A 24,664-nucleotide genomic window follows, 5' to 3' on the forward strand; every position below is an offset into this window, starting at 1 on the left:
CGTGCCGCGGCGCCAATGGCCCGCGGCACGCCTGTATGAGTTGCAGCGCTTTATTTCTTGTCGTCCTTCAGCACCTTCATCGCCTCAGCGGCGGACAACACACCCGTCAGCTCGTCGGCCACAGCGGTTTGCACGATCTTCTCTTCGGCCCCTGCGGCCGCCGTAGTGTCGAGGCTGTAGATCTGCATCACACCCTGATTGGCGGCCGCCTGTGTCAGCGTATTCTGCTGCTGTTGCGCAGACACCGCGTTCTCGAACAGGATACCGGTGGAGTGCGCGATGCTTTGATAAGCGTCGCCCAACACTTCAGCCGGCGCCTCGCCTACCTGCTTTACATCGACATGCGTAACCTCAACAGTGCCCTTGCCTTTATCGAATTGCGAAGATGTCATGGTTGAGCCCCCTTCAGTTGATAGCGCGACAGGCGCCACGCTGGTTTGTGCGTACTGGAAGAACAGGTCGCCGCGAGAATCCATCGTCGAACCTTGTGATATTGGCACAGCGCATTTGAGAAAGCAGCCCGTCGAGCCGTTCTAATATCGCCTGCCACTTTACTGCACTGCCTGTTTCGCTAAACTGTGCGCCGGTCTCGTCGCGCATATCGATGCAATCTGGATAAGTCGGCTTGCCTGACTTTCGGCATACCGCTTCAAATTACTTAAAGACAATTGTGCTAGCAACCTTATTCCGCAGGACCGTTTTTGCGAAGCCGTCTTTCACCAAAGTGATAGCAAGGCTTCTGCCTCTCGCCTGCGCACTGTGCGCAGTGCATGCGCAAGCGGCATGGATCATCGTCGATGCGGGCCATACGCCGCTGCATCCCGGCGCGACCGGGGCAAGCGGCCGCGTCGAGCATCTGTACAACCTCGATCTGAGCGCGGCCGTGGCGCGCGATCTGCAACAGGCCGGCGAGCGCGTCACCCGTACCGGCGCCGACGATCGCGAGATCGCACTGACGGACCGGCCCGGTGCCGCACCGGACGCGAACTTCTTTATTTCGATTCACCACGATTCGATGCAGCAGGCGTGGCTCGATGCCGGACGCAGCCGTGAATTCAAGGGGTATTCGATCTTCGTGTCGAAGCTGAACCCGCACTATGCGCAAAGCCTGACCTGTGCGAAGGCGATCGGCACAGCGCTGCTCGCCGCAGGCGAAACGCCATCGCTGTACCACGCGACGCCGATCAAAGGAGAAAACCGCCCGCTGATCGACCGGCACCTGGGCATCCATCAGTTCGACGATCTGGTCGTGCTGAAGACCGCGCGCATGCCTGCCGTGCTCGTCGAAGCCGGTGTCATCGTGAATCCGGACGAAGAGCCGCGGCTGCGGGATCCCGCGACGATCGCGAAGCTGGCCGACGCGATCGCTTCCGGCGTAAAGCGCTGCCAGCCTTGAAGTGCAGACCCGCTTCTTTAGCAGTAAAACCAACCCAAGGGGATAACAAGGAAATGAAAAAGATCGCTCTGGCTTTGACCGTTGCCGCACTGCTGCCGCTCGGCGCTCACGCCGCCGGCTGCGCCACGCCGCGCAATGCGTTCGACCAGGTTTATTGCGCGGGCAACCTGTTCTCGCAGGCCGACCGCGACCTGAACCAGCAATATTCGCGTCTGCGCCAGCATCTGAACCCGACGCAGCAAGGCTCGCTGAAAACCGGCCAGCTCGCGTGGATCAAGCAGCGCGACGACCAGTGCAGCGAAGAAAAGTCGAATGGCTATTTCGTGAATCTGAGCTGCGCGGTGGACCTGACGCAGCAGCGTATGGCGTTCCTGCAGGAACGTGAGCGCGAGTGCTCGAGCACGGGTTGTGTGGACGCGAAGCTGGGGCAGTAACGCATTTCGATCGGCGGTGACGGCGCCCTGCGCGCCGCCTGTCCGGACTTTGCGCTGTATGCGATGGCGGATGCGCACGGAAAGAATGCACATAAACGCCTCACGCATCCTGCAGCGGAATCGTGCAGCACCTATGCAATATAAGACCAAAGTCCAATTGCATTCTCCCCGACAGCACCGATACTGCACGGAGTAATTTCCGTCGTGCAACACAGGCTGTACGCCCGTGTTGCCGCATTGTCGTGTCAGTCCATCCCCGGGGCCTTGCGCTGGGGCCATCCAAAGCGGCCCACCGATCCTGTCAGGCCGCCGCATTCGTCGATCTGGGAGTGTGCTACATGAACCGCCTTGTGATAGTCGCTTCGCTTGTCAGTGCAACCATCGCGATACCTGCCCTCGCGCAGACCCCGAAAACCAATCCGCTCAAGATGAAATGCGAGGACTTCGTAGCGGTCAGCGAAACGTATCGCCCGGCCGTCGTGTACTACCTTGCCGGTGTCGACAAGCTGGGCATTGCGGAAACCGACACGATGGTGGAAGACACCGCGACACCCGTCAACATGATCGTGCAAGAGTGCCAGAAGACACCGAAGGCATCGGTTCGCTCGAAAGTACGCGCAATGTATAAGAGCGGCAAGCTGCCGTTATTCGATCATCACTGAACGCAGTGTGGCGCTTACCGCGCTGCGATAAGCGCCTGTAGTCGTTGCGAGGTGGCGCGCGCCGCAGGTCGGCGCCTAGCCTGCCGCAGCAATACCCAATCGCGCCGCGACCCGGCGTGCGGTCGCTTCGCGCTGCGCGGCCAGTTCGGCGACGGCGGCGCGCGCTGCGGCCAGCACTTCTGCCGGCGCCGTCTGCGGCGTGCCGCTCGAAAAAGGCGGCTCCGGTGCGTACGCCATATCGAGCTGGATCCGCTGTGCGACCGGCACGCCGCGCACTTCGGCCGCAAGCCGCAGTGCGCCATCGATGCCAGCGGTTACACCCGCTGCAAAAATCCAGTCGCCATCCACCACGACCCGCTCGTCGACCGCGGTCGCACCGAACAGCGGCAACAGGTGAAACGAATTCCAGTGCGTGGTCGCACGCCGGCCGCGCAGCAGGCCCGCGCCTCCGAGCAAAAGCGCGCCGGTGCAAACGGAGAACACTTTGCGCGCGCCTGCTGCCTGCGAGCGCAACCAGCCGAGCACGGCTTCGTCTTCCATCAGTGCCTGCTGGCCGCGCCCGCCCGGCACGTGCAGGATATCGAGTTGCGGCGCGTCGGCCAGCGTCGCGTCCGGCACGATGCGCAAGCCTTGCATGTCGCGCACCGGTTCGCTGGTGCGCGCATAGATCCGATACGTCGCATTGGGAATGCGCGACAACACTTCGAATGGCCCGGTCAGGTCGATTTGATCGAGCCCGTCAAAAGCAACAGAACCGATCGTCAGATGCAGGTTTTCAGGCAGCATGGGAACTCCCGATGATGAATGGACGTGTGAGGCGGATCGCGAAGCCGACCTGGCCAATGTAATGCGCTGCCATTTGGCGATGTCGCCAATCAACCCAAGAATTCCGCCATCCGGTCAAAAGCATGTCGTGGGCAACGCAGTCGCTCATTGCGTCGCGTCGCATCGCAGGAATCCGGCAAGCGGCCCGCAGCACGTGCGCCCACTACCGCAAAAAGCTCACTCGTACGGCGTGCCGTCCTTGTGCACAAAGCGCCCGTCCGCATTGGCGGATTTCATGTCGACATCGGAGCAAGTGGTCAGATCGTCGAAGCAGCGCGCCCCGACTTCGAGATAAACCGCCACGTTTGCGGAACGGTTGATCATATGGTGACCGTTGCCGGTACCTTTGCGGAACGCCGCGCAATCGCCGGCGCGCAACGGCGTTTCGCCGTCGTCTTCGATCAGCACCAGTTCGCCCTGCAGCACATAGACGAACTCGTCCTCATGCGAATGCCAGTGGCGCTGGCTGGACCAGTTGCCGGGCGGCAGATGCATCAGGTTGACGCCGAAATCGCCGAGCCCACCGGCCTCGCCTAGCCGTTGCCGGACACGGCCCGCACATGGCGCATTGAATGGAGAGGGGTAGCCTGAGCCCGGCACTTTGGGCACGGCGGCAACATCGATTTTCGGCATGGCGGGCCTCACCGCGAAGCGTGCCCTCGATGCGTGCGCAACCGGCGTGCGCGCGTGCGACCACGGGTCGCACGGGGCGAGGCTCCAGAATATCAGCTTGTGCGGGCCGCGCCCGCACCCGCCGCTCAGTCGTCGGTCAATGCAGCTTCCGGCACAGGCTGCTGCACCGTCGCGGCCACGCGGTTCGAATCACGCCACGACACAGGCTCGAGCCGCTCACGGTTAACCGTCAACGAAAACACATCGAAGCGGTTGTAGTAGCCGACCACATCGTGGAACTGCTTCGGTTCGATACAGCGGTTTAGATCGAACTGCGCGTATGCGATGCCTTCTTGGTCGCTCAGCGTATCGCCGAGCGGCGTGCCGGTCGGATCGACGAACATCGTCACAGCGCGCGGCGATCCGTCCAGAACGGCAGCGGCCGATGCATCGCGGGCCACCAGGTAGTCGCGCATTTGCGCATCCATATACCCGGCGCAGATGATGCCGAACGCCTTCGCTTCGAACGAGTGCGCGCCGGCGCGCAGCCGGTTCGCCGCAACGTTGTCGAAGTTGCCGCCGCTCACGGGCCGGCGCGTCGGCCACAGCGCCGGCCAGCTCGAGATATGAATCTGCTCGCCCTGCGCAATCAGCGAATAGCGCGCGAGCGGATTGGTGTTCTCGCCGCAAATCAGGCCGCCGATGCGCCCGATGCGCGTATCGGCAACCTGCAGCCCGGCGCCGTCGCCGGCTGCCCAGACGAGTTTTTCATAGAACGTCGGCACCAGTTTGCGGTGCAGATTGAGCACCGTGCCGCGATCGTCGATCAACACATTCGAATTCCACAGGCAGCCGACGCTTGCATGCGAACGCTCGCTAAAACCCAGCGACACGAATACACCGTTGCGCTCGGCTTCCGCGGCGATTTCAGCGATCTCGCTGCCGTCCGCATACAGGCTTTCCTGCGCGAAGCGCTCGAACAGATCGTGATTGTCGATCGGCGCCCACAGCGACGCCCACACCGGAAACGCCGGGATGAACGACTCGGGGAATGCAACCAGCTGCGCGCCGTTGCGGGCCGCCTCGCGAATCAGCGAAACGGCCTTCGCGACCGACGCGCGACGATTCAGAAAAACGGGCGCGGCATGAACCGCGGCGACCTTCACGGTAGGGAGATAGGACATGAGCGAGTCTCGACAAAATAAATCAGCGGGGTTAAATCAATGTTCGATTGCAGAAATGGCGCCGTAGCCTGTTTCGCGCCGCACGACGAGCTCGGCCCAGCGCCTGCGCGCGTTGGCGTCCCGGGTGCACAGCGAGACCAGGACGACGAGGAGAAAGCCGATCGGGATCGAGATGATGCCGGGGTTGCGCAAACTGACCAGCGGCGCCTTGAGCCCGACCATGCTGGTGGCATCCGGTGCGATTGCATCGGCCGCGGCTTGTGCGGCGGCGCGGCGGGTCAGCAGCCGCTGCTTTTGCGCGGCGTCGGGTGCCGGGGCAAGCAGTTGCCGGTCGATGTCGGCCACCTGCCGCAGCGCCTCTACGCGTACTTGCGCCGGGTACGTCAGGTTCGGCGAGACCAGCACCAGCACGATCGCCGCGAGCGTGCCGCCGACGATGCCGACCACCACGCCCTGGGTGGTCGTGCGCCGCCAGTAGAGCGTCAGCACCAGCGCCGGGAGATTGGCCGATGCGGCCACCGCATAGCCGAGCCCAACCAGTTGCGCGACATTCTGGCCGCGCTCGAGAATGCTGACCGCGATCGCGACGAGGCCCACCGCAAGCGTCGCCACGCGAGCGGCACGCACCTGCTGCCGTTCAGTCGCGTGCCCGCTCTTCACCGCGCCGACATAGACATCGTGCGCGAGCGATGAAGCGGCCGCCAGCGTCAGCCCCGCCACCACCGCGACGATGGTGGCGAACGCAACCGCCGCGATAAACGCGAGCATCAGGTCGCCGCCGACACTGCCCTGCCCGCCGGTCAGCGCTTGCGCCAGCAGCGGCGCTGCGAGATTGCCGCCCTTGTCGAGCGAAGCGATCAGCGGTGCGCCGACGAAATACGCCGCCGCAAAACCGATCACCACGATCGACAGGTGGCACACGCCGATGCCGAGCATCGCCCACATCACCGACTGGCGCGCCGCTTTGGCGTCCTTCACGGTGAAGAGGCGCATCAGGATATGCGGCATCGCCGCGGTGCCCAGCACCAGCGCAAGCCCCAGCGAAAGCAGTTCGAGCGGCTTGTTCAGATACAGGCCCGGCTCGAGAAAACGCCAGCCGAGCGCCTCGCCCTGCAGGCCCTGCGCGGCAGGAAGCGCGGCCACGTGCGCCTGCACGAACGGGCTATGCACCACTGCATCCATGAAGGCCGGCACGTGAAACCCGAACGGCAGCCACGCCAGCACCACCAGCACAAACGACGTGCCGATCAACAGCACGGCCTTGATTACCTGCACCCAGGTGGTCGCCTTCATGCCGCCGCACGCGACGTACACCAGCATCAGCGCGCCGACGCCGCACACCGACACGTTGTAGTCGATACCGACGAGGCCACGCACGATCACCGCGCCGCCGACGATCTGCGGAATCATGTACGCGAGCGCCACCACCACCGCGGATATCGCCGACACCGCTTTCGTCGCACGGAAGCTGTTGCGTGCGGCGAGCACGTCGCCGATCGTGTAGCGGCCCAGGTTGCGGCACGGTTCGGCGATAAACAGCAGCACCGGTATGAAGGCCGCGAAGAAACCGACCAGGTAGATCATGCCGTCGAAGCCGTACAGCGCGATCAATCCGGATGCGCCGAGAAAAGCCGCGGCAGACAGATAATCGCCGGCAATCGCGAGACCGTTCTTCGCGGGCCCGATGCTGCCGCCGGCGGTGTAGAAGTCGCCTGCGGTGCGGTTGCTGCGCGACGCGAACCAGGTGATCAGCAGCGTCGACGCGATCACGAGGCCGAACACCACATAGGTGATCAGATGATGGCTAACGGCGGAATTGACCACCTGCGCAGCGTGCGCCGCAAGCGGCGCCCCACCGCAAGCCGCCGCTAGCGCGGCGCGCAAACTAGTACGCATGATGTTCCTCCGCAACGGCAAGGCTGCTTTGAGAACGCTCGGCCAGCCCCGCAGCCGCGCGATCGATCGCAGCGGTGCGGCGCATGAACACGTAGACGATCAGCCCGCCGAACGGATACTGCGACACCGCGAACGCAGTGCCCAGGTTGATGCCCGCGGCCAGCCTGATACGAAACACCTCGGGCGCCCACGCAATCAGCGCCGGAATCGAGAAGTAGTACAGCGCGGCCAGCACGCCGAGCACGACGATCGTATTGCGCCGCCGGCGCGCCAGCTGCCTGAAGCGCTCGCTTGCCAACACGGCCTCCCAGTCGATATCGCTTTCCGCCATGGATGTTCTCCGTCAGATGATCGGTTGGCCGGAGCGAACATCCGGCACCTGTAGCGAAGTCTATGAAAGCCGCCAGTCAGGACGAACCGGAAAACAATCTATGGCATGTGCAAATTTGCACGGCGACAATAAGCGCGTGACGAACCCGAACGCCTGCTGCCGCCATGAACATGAACCGTCTTAGCTGGGACGACCTGCGCGTTTTTCTCGCCGTCGCACGCGCCGGCAATCTTTCCAAAGCCGGGCGTGTGCTCGGCATGGACCACGCAACGGTGGGCCGGCGCATCTCGGCCCTCGAATTCGCGCTTGAAACGCCGGTGTTCGAACGCGACCGGCAAGGCTACCGGCTCAACGCCCAGGGCCGCGACATGCTGATGCACGTCGAAGCCGTCGAGGCCAATGTGCTGACGCTTGGCGACATGCTGAACGGCGAGCAGCCCGGACTCACCGGGCCGGTACGCTTCGCGACGATGGAAGGCATCGCGTCGCTGTATCTGAGCGAGCAGTTCGTCGAATTCAAACGGCGCCAGCCGGGCATCACGGTGGAGCTGGTCACGTCGGCCACCGACGTGCGCATCTCGCACCGCGAGGCGGACGTGTTCCTCGGTTTTTTCGAGCCGCGCGGCCCCAATCTGCAGATTCAGCAGATCGGCCAGTTCACGTTGCACCTGTACGCCCATCCCGATTACCTGGCCGCGTTCGGCAAGCCGAAAAGCGTCGACGATTTGCGGCAGCATCGCTTCGCGGGTTACATCGACGATCTGATCCAGCTCGATGCGGTGCGCTGGCTCGAACAAGCCGTCGAAAATCCGCCGCTCGCGTTTCAGTCCACCAGCATGATTGCGCAGATGTTTGCCGCGGCCGCGGGCGCCGGCATCGTGATGCTGCCGACCTTCGCACGCGCGGAGCGCTTTGGGCTGGTGCCGGTGCTGCAGGGACGCGTCAAGGTGACCCGCGACGTGTGGATGAGCTCGCATCAATACCTGCGCCGCGTGCCGCGCATTACCGCGGTTGCGGCCTATGTCGCCGAAGTGATCGCGCGCGACTATCCGGTGGCGTGACGGCAGCCGCGCGCATGCGGGCGGCTCCCGGCCATCGCCATCGCCATCGCCATCGCCATCGCCATCGCACCGGATAGTTTTTCTTTGCCGCTCGCGCAGATCTTCTCGTTTGTCGCCCCCGACGCCATCGACGATAGTTCATTCACCGGGACGCAACGTTGCAACCGCAACGGACCGTCGAACTCAACGTCAAGTCAAAGGGTGAACCAACATGAAACTCGCAAACAAGGTGGTGCTGATTACGGGCGGTACGTCGGGCATCGGTCTGGCAGCCGCGAAACTGTTTATCGCCGAAGGCGCGAAGGTGGCCGTGATCGGCACCAATGAAGCGCGACTCAAGGCGGCCGAAAGCGAACTGGGCGGCAACGCGATGGCACTGCGTGCCGACGTGCGCGACCCGGCGCAGATCGACAAGGCGGTCGCTGAAGTGGTGGAAACGCACGGCCGCATCGACGTCGTCTATGCGAACGCCGGCGCCGGCCTCGCCGCGCCGCTCGAAGCGGTGACGCGCGAACAGATCGACGAACAGTTCGCGCTGAACGTCACGGGCCTGTTCTTCACGATCCAGAAAGCCGCGCCGCATCTGCCCAACGGCGGCAGCATCGTCGTGACGACGTCGTTCCTCAACGAAGTCGGCACGCCGGGCCTGTCGATCCTGTCCGCAAGCAAGGCCGCGGTGCGCTCGCTGGTGCGTTCGCTGGGTGCGGAACTCGCGCCGCGCGGCATTCGCATCAACGCGGTCAGCCCCGGCCCGATCGATACGCCGTTCGCTACCAAGATGGGTTTGTCGGACGAGCAGTTGCAGGCAGCCGGTCAGGCGCTCGTCGCGGCGGTGCCGCTCAAGCGCGTCGGCAAGGCGGAAGAAGTCGCGAAGGCGGCACTATTTCTCGCGAGCGACGACGCGTCGTACGTGACGGGTGCCGAACTCGTGGTGGACGGCGGGCTGTCGCAAATCTGAGCACGCGAGCTGCCGCGGCGCTGAAGCATAATGACGGACGGCGCGCGCGAGGCGCCGCCCGTCCCGCCCGATTGCAGGGTGAAATGTTCGGCCGGGCGGCCGCGCGCACACTTTCAGAACCCTTTCGTGTCGCGACGAAAATGCGAGCACCGAACAACCTGAATGCGCTGCGCGCTTTCGAAGCCGTCGCGCGGCATCTGAGCTATACGGCCGCGGCGGCGGAGCTGAACGTGACGCCCGCCGCGGTCGGCCAATTGATTCGCGGCCTCGAAAGTTATCTCGACATCGAACTGTTCCATCGTTCAACATCCGGCCCTTCGCGGCTTACGCTCACCGACGCGGCAAGAGCTGCGATTCCCGACTTGCAGGCCGGCTTCGACCTGCTGTCCACATCCGTCGAACGGCTGCGCGCGAGCAAATCGCGCATCGCGTTCACGTTGACGCTGCCGCCCGCGTTTGCCGACAAGTGGCTGCTGTGGCGCCTCGAATCGTTCCAGACCAAGCATCCGTATTACGACCTGCGTATCGATACCAGCCGGCATCTGGTCGATCTCAACGCGCAGCGCATGGATGTCGGGATCCGCTATGGCGCGGGCGAATGGCCCGGCCTTGCGGCCACGTTCCTGCTGCGCGACGAATTCTTTCCGGTGTGCAGTCCCGCGCTGCTGAAAGGCAAGCACCCGCTGACCAGCCCCGCGGAATTACGCCACCACGCGCTGATTCACGACGTATCGATGAGCGCATTCGGCGTGTTTCCGACGTGGCGTTCGTGGCTGCAGCGCGCCGGTTGCCGCGATGCCGTCGATTGCGACCGCGGGCTGCAGCTCAACGATTCCGCTGCGGCGCTGCAGACCGCGATCTCAGGCAACGGTGTGGCGCTCGGCCGCACCACGCTGGTTGAACGCGACCTCTCCGAGGGGCGCCTCGTGCGGCCGTTCGAGACAGTGCAGAACTGCGAACTCGCGTATTACTTCGTGCATCGCAACGATAGTGAAGGCGTCGCGCACGTGGTGGCGTTCAAGGAATGGTTGCTGTCCGAGGTCGGCGCGCGGTCGCAGCGGCGCGAGCGCCGCTAGCGGTCGTCAGTCACAGGCTGTCCGGACTGTCCGGACGGTCCATCTTCCATGTACACATGGTTCATCAAAGACGAACCTTCACATCGCGCGCGGCCCGGCGTCGCTCTACAGGCCGCGCCGCGTGTCCCGCCTGCAGCGGGACACCAGCCGCCTTATCGCGCATTCCGGTACGTCTTCATGCAGAATATTCTTTGCACAATCGCATACCGATCACAGAGCGAACTGATGCTGGACCTCAAGGACGTTTACTACTTCGCACAAGTGGTTGACCACGGCGGCTTCACGTCGGCCGGCGCAGTCCTTGGGCTGCGCAAGTCGACGCTCAGCAATCGCATCAAGGCGCTTGAAACGTCGTTGGGCGTGCGCCTGATCAATCGCAGCGCGCGCCACTTCGCGATGACCGAGCCGGGCGCCGAGTTCTATCAGTACGCGCTCGCCTTGCTGCAAAGCGCACATCTCGCGGAAGATGCCGTGCGGCACACGCATGACGAGCCCTGCGGCGTAGTACGCGTCACGTCGCCGGTCGAAGTGTCCCAGTATTTGTTGCGCGACGTGCTGCCCACGTTCCTGCGCCGCTACCCGCAAGTGACCGTGCAGGAAAACGCCACCGACCGTATCGTCGATATCGCGAGCGAAGGTTTCGATCTGGCCATCAGAGGACACTCGATCCCGCTGAACGACACCGACCTGATGCAGCGGCCGATCGCGCACGCGCCATGGTGCCTGTTTGCCGCGCCGGATTATCTCGAACAGATGCCGGATCTCGGGCATCCCGAACAACTGCAATTTCATGCGGTCATTTCGCTGTTTCGCGACGGGCCGCCAGAGTGGCATCTGCAAGGCCCGCACGACCGGCTGGTCACGGTGCCGATCGTGCCGCGCTTTCAGAGCAACAATCTGATCTCGTTGAAAGAAGCAGCGTGCGCGAAGCTAGGCATCGCCCCGCTGCCGGGCTACATGTGCCGCGCGGAATTGAAGGCTGGTTTGCTGCAGCAGGTGTTGCCGGGCTGGATCGCGGCCGATGCGCGCATCTCCGCGCTGATTCCGCGTCGCAATGGCCATGTTCCCGCGGTGCAGGCGCTGGTCGATTTTCTCGCTGAAGCGTTTCCGAGAATCACCGCATTCGACGACCACCGTTCGCGATAAAGCGCCCACCGTACGCGCCGTGCTCGCGAACCGGCGTGCGCGAATTCACACGCTATCGGCCAGATGAAACCGCGAAGCCGGATGCCAAAGCTGCACTGAAGTGGCCACACGTTCGCCTACCCACGTGCGCCGCCACATCATCAGACAGGGCTCGCCGATCTCCATCGCGAGTTGGCGGCGAATGTGCGCGTCGGGCTTTTGCGCATAGATGCGAAACTGCGCGCGCTGGATCGGCGCGACTCGCACCATGTAATGGTTCGGCGTTTCCGCGCTGAAATCCTGCTCCAGGTAGTGCGGAAACACCTGCGGATTCACATAGCGGTCTTCGTACTGCAGCGGCTCGCCCTCTTCGCTGTGCACGATGCGCGAGTGGAACACCGGCCCGTGCTGTAGTTGCAGTGCCTCCACCGCTTGCGCTTCGTTGCTGGTCTCGAGCGTAATCACGCGGGCCGTGTGACGATGGCCGCGCGCGGCGATTTCGTCGGCGATATTGCGGATTTCCAGCACCGTCGATTCGATGTCGCGCGGCGCAACGAAGGTGCCCGAACCCTGTACGCGAGTCAGCACGCGCTCCGCCGTCAGCTCGCGCAGCGCGCGCGACACCGTCATGCGCGCCACGCCGAATTCCTTCACCAGCTCCGTTTCCGAAGGAATCATCTCGCCCGGCTTCCACGTGCCGTTGGCCACGTGCTCGACCACGTATCGCTTGATCTGCTCGTAAGCAGGCACCAGCTTGCGCGCGGCGTCGGGCTGCGTCGTAACGTGCACCGGCGGGTTTGTATTCATTGCGTATTCATCGTCGTTCGAGCTTCGTCAGTGAACTGCAACCGGTTGAGCCATCTGCGATGGCGCGTTCGATCAACCGCCGATGGCCGCCGGCCACGTGTCGTTGGCCGGCGCAAGCACGGTGCGCCCGGCGCGCTGCGTAGCGTCCGCTTCCAGCGAGCCGGCAACCCTGCTGAGCGGCGCCGGGCCCGGCAGCGGCGGCGGCCCGCCGGCGGCGATCAGGCGAAACGCGAAGCTCATGTCGTCGGCCAGCGGTCGATCGTCGCGGTACGGCGTCAGCACGTCGCGCACCTTGTCGTGCAGCGTCTGCGTGTATGACGCGCGCGGCGCATCGACGGGCTGCAGATCGTAGGCTTGAACCGCAGCAAGCAGTTCGATGCCGAGAATGCGGCTGCTGTTCTCGATCACCGCCAGCGCCTTCAGTGCGGCTGGTGTGGCATGGCACAAGTGATCCTCCTGCAGGCCCGATGTCACACCGCCGTCGAGACTCGCGGGCGCCGCTTCGCGGCGGTTCTGCGCGACCAGCGATGCCGCTGTGTATTGCGCAATCATGAAGCCCGAATATGTCCCGCCCGTGTGCGCGAGAAACGCCGGCAGATCGCTGACCAATGGGTTCACCAGACGATCGAGGCGCCGCTCGGCCATTGCCGCGACCTGCGCGACGGCGGCTGCGAGACTGTCCATCGCGAGCGCAATCGATGCGCCTACCGCATGCGCTTGCGAGAAAACCTGCGGCAGCTCGGGCGTGCCGGCCACGATCGGATTGTCGGTGGTCGAAGCGAGTTCGCGGTTCACCACGTCCACGGTCGCCGCGAGCACGTCGCGCGCCGCGCCGTGCACGTGCGGAATCGTGCGCATACTGAGCGGGTCTTGCGTGCGGCGCCCCAGCGACGCAGCCAGCAAACCGCTATCGCCGAGAATCGCGCGCATCCGTTCGCCGACGTGCGCGAGCCCCGGCGAGATGCGAAACGCGAGCGATTCGGCATCGAACGCCGCCATCTGGCCACCGAGATTTTCGAAGCTCATCGCGGACACCACATCGGCCCAATCGAGCAGGCGTTCGGCACGCACCAGCGCGAGCGCCGCGAGCCCGGTCACGCACGGCGTGCCGTTGACGAGGCTCAAGCCCTCCTTCGCCTCGAGCGACAGCGCATCGAAACCGAGCCGCCGCAGCGCTTCCGAGCCGCTCAAACGCTCGCCTTTCCAGCGCGCGTGACCCGCTCCGACGCACACCAGCGCGATATGCGCCATGTGGCTCAGATATCCGACCGAGCCGAACGCCGGCACCTCAGGCAGGCAATTCGCTTCGAGCAGCACGACGAGGCGTTCGACCAGCTCGACCCGCACGCCCGAATGTCCATGCGCGAAGTTGTTGATCGCAGCGGCCATGATCGCGCGCGTCTCTTCCGCGCCGAGCGGCGCGCCGACGCCGACCGCGTGGCTCATCAGGATGTTGTGCGACAGGTCGTGCTGCTCGGCGCGCGACACGATCACGTCGCACAGTGCACCGACACCGGTGTTCACGCCGTAAGCGCGGATGTTGCGCTCGACGATCTGTTCGACGAGCGTGCGCGCGGCGCGGATGCTGGCGCGCGCGTCATCGGAAAGCTGCAGCGGTGCGCCGGCGGCAACCGCCGCAATCTGCCGCCAGTCCAGCGGGCGATCGGTACGAGTGATGGTCATCGGAATCTGCGCCGGTAAGAGGCCGATAAAGGGCCGAGAAGGGGCCGAGAAGGGTTCAGTGGCCGTTGCGGTCGTGATGGCTCGACACGAACTGCCGGAAGCGTTCCGATGTCGATCCGCCGAATACTTCGGCAGGCGTGCCGTCTGCGTCGACCTGGCCTTGATGCAGGAACATCACGCGATTGGATACGTGCTTGGCAAAGCCCATTTCGTGCGTGACCACCAGCATCGTGCGGCCTTCGTCGGCCAATGCGCGCATCACGCGCAGCACTTCGCCGACCAGTTCGGGGTCGAGCGCCGAGGTCGGTTCGTCGAACAGCATCACTTTCGGATGCATCGCCAGCGCGCGCGCAATCGCCACGCGCTGCTGCTGGCCGCCGGAAAGATGCGCCGGATAGTGCTGACGCTTCTCGGCAAGCCCCACTTTGGCAAGCAGCGCCTCGGCCTCTTCGACGGCTTCCGCACGCGAGCGTTTCTGCACGCGCATCGGCCCTTCGATGACGTTTTCCAGCACGTTCATATGCGACCACAGGTTGAAGTTCTGAAACACCATGCCCAGACGCGAGCGGATCCGGTCGACCTGACGGCGGTCGCCGATCTGCAGCTTGCCGTCGCGACGGCGCTTCATCTTCAGTTCCTCGCCGGCGAGTGCGACCGAGCCGTCGTCGGGAATTTCCAGCAGGTTCAGGCAGCGCAGCAAGGTGCTCTTGCCCGAGCCGCTTGCGCCGAGAATCGAGATCACGTCGCCTTCGTGCGCATCGAGCGAAATGCCCTTCAGCACGTGATGTTCGCCGAACGATTTGTGAATGTTGCGGACCGACAGCGCGACGGGTGCAGCTGAGTTCATGCGTTTCTCCACATGCGTTTCTCTACGATCGGCGGCCGGTCACGGCGCGGCGCGATGGGTTTCGAGTGCGGGCAGCGTTGGTGCTGCCGGTGGCGCGCGGCGCAGATGGCGCGACAGCCGCCGCTCCAGCAAGCCGATGAGGCGCACCACGAGGAAGTTCAAGCCAAGATAGATCAGCGCCGCGCACACGAACACTTCGGTGGTGCGGTAGGTCTGCTGGATGATCTGCTGTGCGACGCCGGTCACTTCCCACACGGTGACGAGACTGGCGAGCGCGGTCGATTTGACGAGCAGCACGGCCTCGGTCGAATACGCGGGCAGACACTGGCGCAGCGCGATCGGCCCGATCACGCGGCGCAACAGCGCGAAGCCGGACAGCCCGACGGCGTAGCCCGCTTCGATTTCGCCGACCGGCACCGCCATCAGGCCGCCGCGAATGATTTCGGCGGTGTAGCCGGCGGTGCACAGCGCCAGCGACAGCACCGCGCACACGTACGGTTCGCGTAACACCGGCCACAGGAAGCTCTGGCGAATCACGCCGAATTCGCCGAGCCCGTAGTAGATCAGGAACATCTGGATCAACAGCGGCGAGCCGCGGAATACGAGGATGTAGGCGCGCGCAAAGCGGTTGGGCAACCAGCGCGGCGATACCCGCATCGTCACTATCACCAGCGACAGCAAGCCGCCCAGCACCAGCGACGCGAAGAACAGCCCCAGCGTGACCGGCACCGCGGCAATCAGCTGGCGCAGCGTATCGAACAGGAAATCGAAATCGAAGTGCATGAGGTGGCCGCCGAAACGTAAGTTGCGTCAGTTGCGTCAGTTGCGCGCGAAGCTGCGCTTGAACGAGCGGCCGACCGCCGCTTCCGCGCGTCCGAATACGCGGTTCGAGATGCCTGTCATCAGCAGGTACAGCACGCCGCCTGCGACGAAGAACAGAAAGTACTGATGCGTGGAACCGGCTGCCACCTGGCTTGCGCGCAGCAGTTCGGCGAGACCCGTGACCGAGATCAGCGCCGAGTCTTTCAGGCTCAGCTGCCACACGTTGCCGATGCCCGGCAGCGCGAAGCGCAGCACCTGCGGAATCAGGATGCGTCGGGCCATCGTCAAGGTCGGCATGCCGATCGCGCGCGCGGCTTCGAGTTCGCCGCGCGACACCGCGAGCACTGCGGCGCGATAGACCTCGGCCTGATACGCGCCGGAAATCATGCCGACCGCCACCGCGCCGACCACGAACGGCGGCACGCCGACGAAGCCATCGGCGCCGAACCACTGCCCGACCGTCGTGACGAGCGCCGAGCCGCCGAAGTAGAACAGGTAGATCACGAGCAGTTCGGGCACGCCGCGGAACACCGTCGTATAGCAATCGCCGAGCACGCGCAACGCGACGAAGCGCGACAGCTTGGCCGCCGCAATCAGCCCGCCGAACACCGCGCCGATCGCCAGCGCGGCAAGCGTCAGCACAACCGTCATCAGCGCGCCCAGCAACAGCACGCTGCCCCAGCCTTGCGGCCCGAAACCGAGGGTTTCAAACAGAGACATGGCGACTACCTCGATAGCTCAATTGCAATGCCTGCGTTCAAGGCGTGACGTCGGTCTTGAACCACTTCAGCGCGAGCTTCCTGATCGTGCCGTCAGCCTGCGCTGCAGCGATCGCGGTATCGAATTTCGCCTTCAGGTCGGCGTCCTGCTTGCGAAACGCGAGGCCTTCGCCCGGCCCCCAGATCGCGCCGGTAATCTGCGGGCCCGCCGGCACCACCGTGCCCTGCTTGTCCGCATTCGCGGTGTAGTAGGTGACGTCGTCGAACGATGCGTCGATGCGGCCGTTGGCGAGGTCGAGATCGCGCTCGGGCGCGGTCTTGTACACGCGGATCGATGCGACGTCCTTGAAGTTGTTGGTGACGAAGCCCGTGTAGATCGTGCCCGACTGCAGGCCGATCGTTTTGCCCTTCAACGACTTGCGCAAGGTGTCGATGGCGGGCTGGGTGCTGCGCGCGTCGTTGTCGAGCTTGACGGCGCTTGTCGATGCTGCGGCTTTCGGCAGGACCTTGGTGTCGGACACCGCGAAGGTGGCAGGCGTTGCTGCATACGGCTTCGAGAATGCGAGGATTTTTTCGCGGTCCGGCGTGATCGAGATCGCATCCATCAACACGTCGAACTTGCCGGCCTGCAGGCCTGGAATCATACCGTCCCAGTCTTGGGTAACGAGGTTGCACTTGAGCTCCGCACGTTCGCACAGATTCGCAACCAGTTCCGGTTCGAAGCCGCTCAGCTTGCCGCCCGGCAAGGTCAGATTCCATGGCGCGTAGCTGCCGTCCAGCGCGATCGTCACCGTCTTCCACTCTTTGGCCTGAACCGAAGCCGCAGCGACTACGGTACCGAGCAGCGCGCCGACCAATAGCGTTGCGACGCGAATGGACCTGATCTTCATATCGACATTTCCTGTGGTTGCGGGGGGTTCCCGAGCGTTGCCGTAGAGAATGAACCTAGCTTGTATAGACAAGCATGCGGAGTCAAAAACGGGTTGGCAAGAAATTTTTTGAGAATTGGCGACGAAGCCAGGGCATACCCTGGCGAATAGCCCATGGTTTTAAGGACATCTTCCTGATTTTCGGCTGGCTTGCAGCTTGAGCAACCGGTTCAGGCGGCGCGCTTTGCGTCGATTGCGGGCCTCGAAGTCAGCTAGTCAACCTGGCCTGTTACACCGCGGTGCGAAGCGGCCGCCATCGAGATCGGCGCGAGTTCCGCGACCAGATAATCGATTAGCGCGCGGGCGGCGGGACGTGCGGCACGGCCGGGCGGAAACACCGCGTGAACGTCGACAGGCTCGAGTTGCCAGTCTTCGAGGATCTGCACGAGGCGTCCATCCGCCAGCTCGCTTCGGCATCCCCACAAACCGATCGTCAGGATGCCGAGGCCCGCGGCGGCCGCCGCAGTTGCACCTTCGTTGACGGATGCGGCGAGCCGCCCTTGTGGATGAAATACCGCTTGCTGGCCATCCTTGCGCAACGTGCAGCCCAGTGCGCCCGAGCTCGACGGCCCAAGCACGAAGTGGTGGTGAGCCAGCTCGGCGGGCTCGCGCGGCCGGCCGGCGCGCGCCAGATAGGACGGCGCCGCAACCAGCATGCGCGGCGAGCGCCCGAGCATGCGCGCGGTCGCGCTCGAATCGGGCAGCGTGCCGAAGCGGATCGCAACGTCGACGCCCTCGGCGATCAGATCCTCGCGCTCGTCCGACATCAGCAGTTCGATGCGCAACGCCGGATGCGCTTCCATCAGACGGTCGATGCGCGGGATCACTTCACGGATCGCGAAGCTGGCCGACAGCGCCACGCGCAACTGGCCGCGCAGTTCCATCGTGCCGCGCGCGGCGTGATCGGCCTCCTCGAGCGATTCGAGAATCGCTTCGACACGCAACAGATAGTCGGCGCCGGCTTGCGTCAATTTCACCGCACGCGTGCTTCTGACGAATAGCGCGATGCCCACGTCGACCTCGAGTTCCGAAATCTGCCGAGATACCGAAGGCTGGCTGATGCCGAGCTCGCGCCCGGCGCGCGTGAAGCTCGAGGTGCGTGCGACGCGCGTGAAAAGCCGCAACACGGATAGCTTGTCATTCATTCGTGCAGCAAATAATTGAAAGTCATCCAGCCATTCTACCGGCTACCGGGCAAATGAATAAATATGTCTTCACACGCCAACCACTGGCGAGCCCAACCGGAGCCGATCATGAAACTGCAAGACAAGCTGGATGCCTTCAAAGCCCATTTCGAAACCAAAGTCGCGACGCCTGAGGTGGTCGAGATTTTCCACCGGACCATGGCGGAGCTGATCGCCACGGGCCAGGCCGAGCGCGCGCTGAAGGTGGGTGACATTGCACCGACCTTCAAGCTGGTCAACGCCGAAGGCGAACTCGTGTCGTCGGAGCAGATGCTCGAACAAGGACCGCTGGTCGTGACGTTTTATCGCGGCGTATGGTGCCCGTACTGCAATATCGATTTGCAGGCGATCGAGGAAACCATCGACGAAATCCGTGCACTGGGTGCGCAGCTGGTTGCCGTGTCGATGCAGACGCCGGAGAACAGCCTGAAGTCGCAACGTCAGAACAAGCTCAGCTATCCGATCCTCACCGACGCAGGCGGCAAGACTGCTGACGCATTCGGGATTCGCTGGCGCTTGCAGGACGAGCTGATCGACGTGCACAAGGGCTTCAACATCGATCTGGCCGTGATCAACGGCGAACCGAGCTGGACGCTGCCGATGCCGGCCCGATATATCATCGGCCGGGACGGCAAGATCGCGTACGCGGAAGTGAGCCCGGACTATACGAAGCGCCCGGACCCGGGCGAGCTGCTGCCGGTGCTGCGTGCACTGGCGGGTGAGGCTTGAGCCTCGCGCGGCCGGGACCATAGTTTGCGGATGCGAGCGTCGGGTGTGCCGATATGACGTCGATCGGCACACTGCCCTTTCAAGCCTCTGAGCGAGACCCGGCTTTCATGCGCAACCTCGATTTCAGTTCCTGGCCAGCATTGCTGTCGACCCTCGCCGGGTTGGCGGTGATAACGCTGATCGGCGTCGGCATCCGGCTGCTGTTGATGCAGACCGTGCAGCGGCGCCGCGAGCGCGAGAATCGTCAAATCAACGAACGGGTACGCACGCTGATCGCCGCGTATAAGGCGCTTGGCGGCTCGTTCACGGGCAATCTCGCGGTCGATCCGGTTCATCTGCGCGATCTGAAACGCGCATCGATGGCGGTGACGGCCGTGCAGCATCTCGCACTCGACGAAGCGGGCGGCGATGCCGCATTGGCTAGCGAAGCGCTGGCTGGTGAAGCATCGGCCGATAGTGCCGCAACGGTATCCGCGCCTGCATCCGCCGCAGCGCCGGCGAGCGACCCGGGCCGCTGGGACCGGTCGCGGCGTATCCGCGACGCCGTCGAAGCGGCGCTCGCCGATGTGATCCTGCTCGGCACCGAACGGCAAGTACGGCTTGCCGCGCAAGCAGCGCAGGAAATGACGCAAGGCCGGCCGATTCATACCGCGGAGCTGGTCGTGTCGCTACGCGACTTCATCCGCGAAGTGCTCAATCTCGAACCGGTGCCGCGCGGCCTTGCGATTCCCGAGCAGGGGCCGGCGCGGCCTGCGGGCAGCAAGGCCAAGGATGCGGGTGGGGGACAGCAAGGCAAAGGGGGCAGCGGTCAGGGCGCAGGCGCCGACGGCATCGGCGGCACCGGCGGCGCTGGATTGGGCAACGTGCATCACGCCAACGCCAACGGCAGCGATGACGAGCATCGCCCGTAACGCCTCACGTGCCGCCGGTGCGCGACCACCATCATCACGCGAGTACCTCAAGCCGCGCTCCGAAACCTATTTCGTCCGATACCTCAACCACACCGCGCCGTGCGCAAGCTTGTCGACCGAGTCCAGCTCGAGGTAACGCGGCTGCCGCCACGCCTGCATCGCCACTTCGAATGAACCCGGATGCGCGTCGCGTCCATCGACAAGCGGCACGATCAGCACACTCACTTCGTCTACCAGGCCTGCATTGACGAACATACCGGCGACATGCGGACCGCCTTCGACAATCAGCTTCTTCGTTTTCAGCTCACGGCCCAGCACGTCGACGACAGCCGCCAGATCGATGTCCGATTTGCCGCCAAACACATACGACACGCCGATCGACTGCAGATACGCCAGGTAGTCGTCGGACACGCTTTCGGTCAGCACTTCGACGATGTGCGAATCGAGCGCCGTGTCCGACTTCCATGCCACCTTGCCGTGCGGATCGATCGAAATCGCGTACTGACTCGCGTCGCGCTTGACGAAGCGGTGGTTGCGCCCGATCGGCCCTTTCGCAAGATTGCGCGGATAGTCGGTACCGTGCGAAATTTCCTGCATGGTCACGCGGCCGCAAATCCAGCCGTCCGCGTTGAACGACGCGGCGCTGGTTTCGTACAGGTCTGTGGTGTAGTCGAGATGCCAACCGTCGGTGAGACTGCGGCCATCGACCGACGACATCATATGGACCACGATGTAGGGCTTCATCTGCTTGCTCCTGCTTGAAAGGACATCACGTTCACTGCGACGATTTCGCGGCCCGCAATCATTGCTAACTACCGCCCGCCTTCGTCACGCGCCAGACGGTATTGCCGACGTCGTCGGCAATCACCAGCGCGCCGTCGCGATCCTGTGCCAGCCCGACCGGTGCGCCGTGCAGTTCCTTCTCGTCGTCGGTCGCGAAGCCGGTCACCACCGGTTTCGGCGCGCCGACCGGCTTGCCGTTCTCGAACGCGACATACGTGACCGCATAGCCGGACAGCGGCGACCGATCCCAGCTGCCGTGCTCGCCGATAAACGCGCCACCCTGATACTGCGCCGGCAAGTTGCTGCCCGTGTAAAACAGCAGGCCGAGCGGTGCAACGTGTGAGCCGATCGCATAGTCCGGCTTGATCGCCCTGGCGACCAGGTCGGGCCGCTGCTGGTGCACGCGCGGGTCGACATGCTGCCCGTAGTAGCTATAAGGCCAGCCGTAAAACGCGCCCTCCTTCACCGAGGTCAGATAGTCGGGCACCAGATCGGCGCCGATCTCGTCGCGCTCGTTGGCGACCGTCCACAGTTGCCCGGTTTTCGGTTCCCACTGCAGCCCCGTCGGATTGCGGATACCCGCCGCGTAGATACGCGTGCCGCCGGTCGCCACGTCGACTTCGAGCACGTTGGCGCGCCGGTATTCCACTTCGAGTCCGTTCTCGCCGACGTTGCTGTTCGAACCGACACCGACGAACAGCTTCTTGCCGTCCGGGCTCGCAAGCAACGCCTTGGTCCAGTGGTGGTTGACAGTGTCCGGCAGATCGGTGAGTTCGACGCCAGGCCCTGCGATATGCGTGTCGCCGGCCTTGTACGGAAACTTCAGGATCGCATCGGTATCGGCAACATACAGCGTGTCGCCGATCAATTGCATGCCGAACGGCGAATGCAGATTGTCGATGAACACGGTTTTGTCCCACGTGCCGCTGCCGTCCGCGCGCTTACGCAGCAACGTGATGCGATTGGCGCCCTTCGCCTTCTTGCCCGAGCGGCTTTCGACGAGGCCGGCAATCAGCTGCTTCGGCGTGGTCACCGCTTCCTCGCCGGGGCTATTCGATTCCGCGACGAGGATGTCGCCATTGGGCAGCGCATACACCTGGCGCGGATGCTCGAGGCCCGACGCGATCTTCTCGATCTTGAGACCCTCTGCGACCTTGGGCGTTGCGTCGTTCTGCCAGCCGACGTATTTGGGCACCTGCATCGGCGGCGCGAAGAAATTGCGCGCAGCGGGCAACGGCGGATTGCCGCCGGCCTGCTGTGCGCTGTCGTACTGTGCCTGCTGGCTGCACGCGGCGAGCACGGCAGCGGCCATCAGCGTGAATGCGCCACGCACGATCGACTTATTCATGAGCCGCCTCCACGAAAACAAATTTGTCGAACGCGAGTGCGATGCGTCCGATGCTCAGCAAGCCCACTGTAATGACGGACAGAATCACGTTCAGCGGCACCATCGCGTATGCATCGCGGCTATGCACGAACGCATTGACGATCGCCGCGACGATACCCAGCAGGTTCAGCCAGAAATCGAGCCGCTCGACACCGCTTACCACGCGGCGCGCCACGATCCATACGTGCGCGAGATTGATCAGGCGCGGCAGGATCGCAAAGAACAATCCGGTGATGACCAGCCAGGCCGCACCTTTGCCCCAGAAAACATTGCCAGTGCTGGCAAAAATGATGTCGAACACCAGCGTGCCGACGAATAGCCCATAGGGAATCGGGTTGAGCAGATCGAAGACCGCGGTCGCCACGCGCGAGCGGTATTTGGGGGGAGTGGAAGTCATCGGGTGTCCTTTCTGCGGTAGGGATACGACCGGCAACGCAGCGTGCCGAACTCCCCGGCAAGTCGCATTTCTCATACCTGAACCCGACTGGCGACATCCGTATCGCGGCAAGCGTCCCCGCGCGACTCGCGTAGAATGGCGGGCTGGTCTTTCAGGCCTTGGCCACTCCCTTCATCTCTCATTCAAAGCGATCGCGCATCCACCGCATGAACACTGCTATCGACTCCGCCTCCGGCACCGACGACTCCGACGACTCCGACGACTCCGACGTCGTTCACGAAGACCGCCTGTGGCACGATAACGGCTGGACCTGCCGCGTCATCAAGAACGAGGACGACGACGGCTGGGCGGTCGCGATGACCAAAGATGGCGAGGCGGAACCCGCGCTGGTCGGCCCGTGGACGATGGGCCGCGACAAGAAGAACCCGAAGCCGCTCGACGTGAACGCGTTCAACACGCTCGTCAAGACCGCCTCGGAAGTGCTGCGCCGGCATGAACAACAGCTGCACGCGCAACTTCACAAGCAGGTGTGGGTCGACACGTCAGCTGACCGGATCAGCGTAACGCTCGACATCGTCCCCGATGAAGACGATCCGCACGCGATCCTCGCCGCCGTGAACGCGTCCGGCGACGCGCTCGCGAGCCTGCGCGTGGCGCCGACCTTCAAGCTGTCGGTGCGCAGCGCGACCGACTGGATCGAAAGCGGCTACGCGAAGCCGCGGTAAATACCGCGGCGAATGCCGGAGGGCTTGCGCGGCGCGCTGGCTTCACAAGGCCCTCCGCTTCAACCGGCTTAGCTGCCCGGCGATGCATACGCCTCGGGGAAAAAGTAGTCCTTCCACGAGGCCGCCTTGTTCTTCAACACCCCCAACCGGTTCAACTCGCTCGCGTAGACATAGCTGCGTTGCGGCGAGATCGTGAAGTCGATTTCCGGATCGTTGACGATCTTCTGCACCAGCGGCAGCGGCAGGTTCGAATGCTCGATGCGGATATACGCGGCCGCTGCGCCGCTCTTGTCGCGGTTGATGATGCGCGCCGCTTCGGCCAGCGCATCGTAGAACGCGCGATAGGTCTTCGGGTTTTCGTCGTGGAATTTCTGCGTCGTGTACAGCACGTTGAAGGTCGCCTGTCCGCCTAGCGTGTCGTACGAACTCAGCACCTTGTGCACGTTCGGATGCTCGAGCGCCTGATACTGGAATGGCGGGCTCGAATAGTGCGCGTCGACTTCAGTGTGGCCCGCGATCAGCGCAGAGGTCGCATCCGGGTGCGGCAGGCTCACCGAAATGGCATCGAAACGTTTGTAGTCGCTGTCGCCGAACACTTTCGCCGTTTCGATCTGCAGCGTGCGCGACTGAAAACCGACGCCGGCGGCGGGCACCGCGATGCGGTCCTTGTCGCTGAAATCCTTCAGCGTCTTTACGTTGGGATTGTTGGTCAGCAGATAGTTCGGCATCGAGCCGAGCGCGGCGATCGCCTTGACATTCTGCCGGCCTTTAGTGCGGTCCCATACGGTCAGCATCGGCGGCACGCCGGCCGAGACGACGTCGAGCGCGCCGGCCAGCAGCGCTTCGTTCATGCCGGTCGCGCCGGAAATCGTGCGCCATTCGACCTTGATGTCGAGGCCCTGCTCCTTGCCGTGCTTCTCGATCAGATGCTGGTCTTGCACGACGTCGAGAATCAGATAACCGATGCCGAATTGCTGCGCGATGCTGATCTTGCCTTCGGCCTGGGCCGCGCACGAAAGCAATGCGGCACCGCATAGCACGATGGTTTGCGCAACGCGCCCGCCCAAGCCACCCCGAAGCTGCTTTTTCATTGTCATGGTGCAATCCTGACGCAATGCATTGAAGACGGCCTCGCGTGAAGCGGATACATCGTGCGAAGCCTGAAAGATTGCAGGCAGTTT

The 24,664-nt window shown here is 63.8% G+C and carries 27 protein-coding genes; 10 read left to right on the top strand and 17 right to left on the bottom strand.

Translation table 11 applies throughout. The features are described 5' to 3' along the window. Positions 1-50: 50 nt before the first annotated feature. Positions 51-392 carry a RebB family R body protein gene (locus ACYVNQ_RS36605; RefSeq protein WP_460910479.1) on the bottom strand — a complete coding sequence of 114 codons (342 nt, stop codon included), beginning with the start codon at positions 390-392 and terminating at the stop codon, positions 51-53. Between the two features lie 335 nt (positions 393-727). Between ACYVNQ_RS36605 and ACYVNQ_RS36610 the strand changes: the two genes are divergently transcribed. The 3 genes from ACYVNQ_RS36610 (at position 728) to ACYVNQ_RS36620 (ending at position 2,492) form a co-directional block, all read left to right on the top strand. Next, positions 728-1,396: an N-acetylmuramoyl-L-alanine amidase family protein gene (locus ACYVNQ_RS36610; RefSeq protein ID WP_460911252.1), complete on the top strand. Its 669-nt coding sequence runs from the start codon at positions 728-730 to the stop codon at positions 1,394-1,396. A 53-nt stretch (positions 1,397-1,449) separates the two neighbouring features. Continuing rightward, positions 1,450-1,830 (top strand): lysozyme inhibitor LprI family protein, encoded by a 381-nt coding sequence (locus ACYVNQ_RS36615; protein WP_460910482.1) that lies wholly within the window; start codon positions 1,450-1,452, stop codon positions 1,828-1,830. A 338-nt stretch (positions 1,831-2,168) separates the two neighbouring features. After that, the gene (locus ACYVNQ_RS36620; RefSeq protein ID WP_460910484.1) at positions 2,169-2,492 is read left to right on the top strand and encodes an HdeA/HdeB family chaperone; all 324 of its coding nucleotides are present in this window, start codon (positions 2,169-2,171) and stop codon (positions 2,490-2,492) included. A 75-nt stretch (positions 2,493-2,567) separates the two neighbouring features. Here the strand turns inward: ACYVNQ_RS36620 and ACYVNQ_RS36625 are convergent, their stop codons facing one another. From ACYVNQ_RS36625 to ACYVNQ_RS36645, 5 genes are all read right to left on the bottom strand, one after another. Next, on the bottom strand, positions 2,568-3,263 hold the full coding sequence (locus tag ACYVNQ_RS36625) for a DJ-1/PfpI family protein (protein WP_460911254.1): 696 nt from the start codon (positions 3,261-3,263) through the stop codon (positions 2,568-2,570). Positions 3,264-3,494: 231 nt separating this feature from the next. Next, positions 3,495-3,950, bottom strand: coding sequence for a cupin domain-containing protein (locus tag ACYVNQ_RS36630; RefSeq protein WP_460910486.1), 456 nt, complete (start codon positions 3,948-3,950; stop codon positions 3,495-3,497). A gap of 125 nt (positions 3,951-4,075) precedes the next feature. Continuing rightward, complete coding sequence (locus ACYVNQ_RS36635; RefSeq protein ID WP_460910488.1) at positions 4,076-5,113, bottom strand: carbon-nitrogen hydrolase family protein; 1,038 nt, start codon at positions 5,111-5,113, stop codon at positions 4,076-4,078. 36 nt (positions 5,114-5,149) lie between these two features. After that, complete coding sequence (locus ACYVNQ_RS36640; RefSeq protein ID WP_460910490.1) at positions 5,150-7,009, bottom strand: solute symporter family protein; 1,860 nt, start codon at positions 7,007-7,009, stop codon at positions 5,150-5,152. Continuing rightward, the gene (locus ACYVNQ_RS36645) at positions 6,999-7,340 is read right to left on the bottom strand and encodes a DUF485 domain-containing protein (protein WP_460910492.1); all 342 of its coding nucleotides are present in this window, start codon (positions 7,338-7,340) and stop codon (positions 6,999-7,001) included. The genes ACYVNQ_RS36640 and ACYVNQ_RS36645 overlap by 11 nt, the downstream gene beginning before the upstream one ends. 170 nt (positions 7,341-7,510) lie before the next feature. On the opposite strand from ACYVNQ_RS36645, the gene ACYVNQ_RS36650 reads away from it, so the two are divergent. From ACYVNQ_RS36650 to ACYVNQ_RS36665, 4 genes are all read left to right on the top strand, one after another. Then, on the top strand, positions 7,511-8,401 hold the full coding sequence (locus ACYVNQ_RS36650) for a LysR family transcriptional regulator (RefSeq protein ID WP_460910494.1): 891 nt from the start codon (positions 7,511-7,513) through the stop codon (positions 8,399-8,401). A 211-nt stretch (positions 8,402-8,612) separates the two neighbouring features. Next, positions 8,613-9,359, top strand: a complete 747-nt coding sequence (locus ACYVNQ_RS36655) for an SDR family oxidoreductase (RefSeq protein WP_460910496.1) — start codon at positions 8,613-8,615, stop codon at positions 9,357-9,359. A 140-nt stretch (positions 9,360-9,499) separates the two neighbouring features. Beyond that, positions 9,500-10,435, top strand: a complete 936-nt coding sequence (gcvA, locus tag ACYVNQ_RS36660) for a transcriptional regulator GcvA (protein WP_460910498.1) — start codon at positions 9,500-9,502, stop codon at positions 10,433-10,435. Positions 10,436-10,660: 225 nt separating this feature from the next. Then, positions 10,661-11,581, top strand: a complete 921-nt coding sequence (locus ACYVNQ_RS36665; RefSeq protein ID WP_460910500.1) for a LysR substrate-binding domain-containing protein — start codon at positions 10,661-10,663, stop codon at positions 11,579-11,581. Positions 11,582-11,626: 45 nt separating this feature from the next. On the opposite strand, the gene hutC is transcribed toward ACYVNQ_RS36665, so the two are convergent. The 7 genes from hutC to ACYVNQ_RS36700 form a co-directional block, all read right to left on the bottom strand. Then, positions 11,627-12,367 carry a histidine utilization repressor gene (gene hutC, locus ACYVNQ_RS36670; protein WP_460910502.1) on the bottom strand — a complete coding sequence of 247 codons (741 nt, stop codon included), beginning with the start codon at positions 12,365-12,367 and terminating at the stop codon, positions 11,627-11,629. Positions 12,368-12,439: 72 nt separating this feature from the next. After that, positions 12,440-14,050, bottom strand: a complete 1,611-nt coding sequence (locus ACYVNQ_RS36675; RefSeq protein WP_460910504.1) for an HAL/PAL/TAL family ammonia-lyase — start codon at positions 14,048-14,050, stop codon at positions 12,440-12,442. Positions 14,051-14,105: 55 nt separating this feature from the next. Beyond that, positions 14,106-14,897 (bottom strand): ABC transporter ATP-binding protein, encoded by a 792-nt coding sequence (locus tag ACYVNQ_RS36680; protein WP_460910506.1) that lies wholly within the window; start codon positions 14,895-14,897, stop codon positions 14,106-14,108. A 39-nt stretch (positions 14,898-14,936) separates the two neighbouring features. Continuing rightward, positions 14,937-15,680, bottom strand: coding sequence for an ABC transporter permease (locus tag ACYVNQ_RS36685; RefSeq protein ID WP_460910508.1), 744 nt, complete (start codon positions 15,678-15,680; stop codon positions 14,937-14,939). A gap of 36 nt (positions 15,681-15,716) precedes the next feature. Continuing rightward, a complete protein-coding gene (locus tag ACYVNQ_RS36690; protein WP_460910510.1) occupies positions 15,717-16,439 on the bottom strand; it encodes an ABC transporter permease in 723 nt (240 codons plus the stop codon). Between the two features lie 37 nt (positions 16,440-16,476). Further along, positions 16,477-17,328, bottom strand: a complete 852-nt coding sequence (locus tag ACYVNQ_RS36695) for a transporter substrate-binding domain-containing protein (protein ID WP_460910512.1) — start codon at positions 17,326-17,328, stop codon at positions 16,477-16,479. A 251-nt stretch (positions 17,329-17,579) separates the two neighbouring features. Continuing rightward, positions 17,580-18,512 carry a LysR family transcriptional regulator gene (locus ACYVNQ_RS36700; RefSeq protein ID WP_460910514.1) on the bottom strand — a complete coding sequence of 311 codons (933 nt, stop codon included), beginning with the start codon at positions 18,510-18,512 and terminating at the stop codon, positions 17,580-17,582. A 108-nt stretch (positions 18,513-18,620) separates the two neighbouring features. Here ACYVNQ_RS36700 and ACYVNQ_RS36705 point away from each other — a divergent pair, with 108 nt between their 5' ends. Further along, entirely contained in the window at positions 18,621-19,280 is a 660-nt protein-coding gene (locus tag ACYVNQ_RS36705) for a peroxiredoxin-like family protein (RefSeq protein WP_460910516.1), read from the top strand. A gap of 107 nt (positions 19,281-19,387) precedes the next feature. Then, on the top strand, positions 19,388-20,191 hold the full coding sequence (locus ACYVNQ_RS36710) for a hypothetical protein (RefSeq protein WP_460910518.1): 804 nt from the start codon (positions 19,388-19,390) through the stop codon (positions 20,189-20,191). 66 nt (positions 20,192-20,257) lie between these two features. On the opposite strand, the gene ACYVNQ_RS36715 is transcribed toward ACYVNQ_RS36710, so the two are convergent. From ACYVNQ_RS36715 to ACYVNQ_RS36725, 3 genes are all read right to left on the bottom strand, one after another. Next, positions 20,258-20,935, bottom strand: coding sequence for a dihydrofolate reductase family protein (locus tag ACYVNQ_RS36715; RefSeq protein ID WP_460910520.1), 678 nt, complete (start codon positions 20,933-20,935; stop codon positions 20,258-20,260). A 64-nt stretch (positions 20,936-20,999) separates the two neighbouring features. Further along, positions 21,000-22,322 (bottom strand): PQQ-dependent sugar dehydrogenase, encoded by a 1,323-nt coding sequence (locus ACYVNQ_RS36720; protein WP_460910522.1) that lies wholly within the window; start codon positions 22,320-22,322, stop codon positions 21,000-21,002. Beyond that, on the bottom strand, positions 22,315-22,758 hold the full coding sequence (locus ACYVNQ_RS36725) for a DUF2231 domain-containing protein (protein ID WP_460910524.1): 444 nt from the start codon (positions 22,756-22,758) through the stop codon (positions 22,315-22,317). Before ACYVNQ_RS36725 ends, ACYVNQ_RS36720 begins: the two co-directional genes overlap by 8 nt. 206 nt (positions 22,759-22,964) lie before the next feature. On the opposite strand from ACYVNQ_RS36725, the gene ACYVNQ_RS36730 reads away from it, so the two are divergent. Then, complete coding sequence (locus tag ACYVNQ_RS36730; RefSeq protein ID WP_460910526.1) at positions 22,965-23,483, top strand: hypothetical protein; 519 nt, start codon at positions 22,965-22,967, stop codon at positions 23,481-23,483. A gap of 68 nt (positions 23,484-23,551) precedes the next feature. Here the strand turns inward: ACYVNQ_RS36730 and ACYVNQ_RS36735 are convergent, their stop codons facing one another. After that, complete coding sequence (locus tag ACYVNQ_RS36735) at positions 23,552-24,580, bottom strand: ABC transporter substrate-binding protein (RefSeq protein ID WP_460910528.1); 1,029 nt, start codon at positions 24,578-24,580, stop codon at positions 23,552-23,554. Between the last annotated feature and the right edge of the window lie 84 nt (positions 24,581-24,664).

It is taken from the genome of Paraburkholderia jirisanensis, assembly GCF_054782355.1.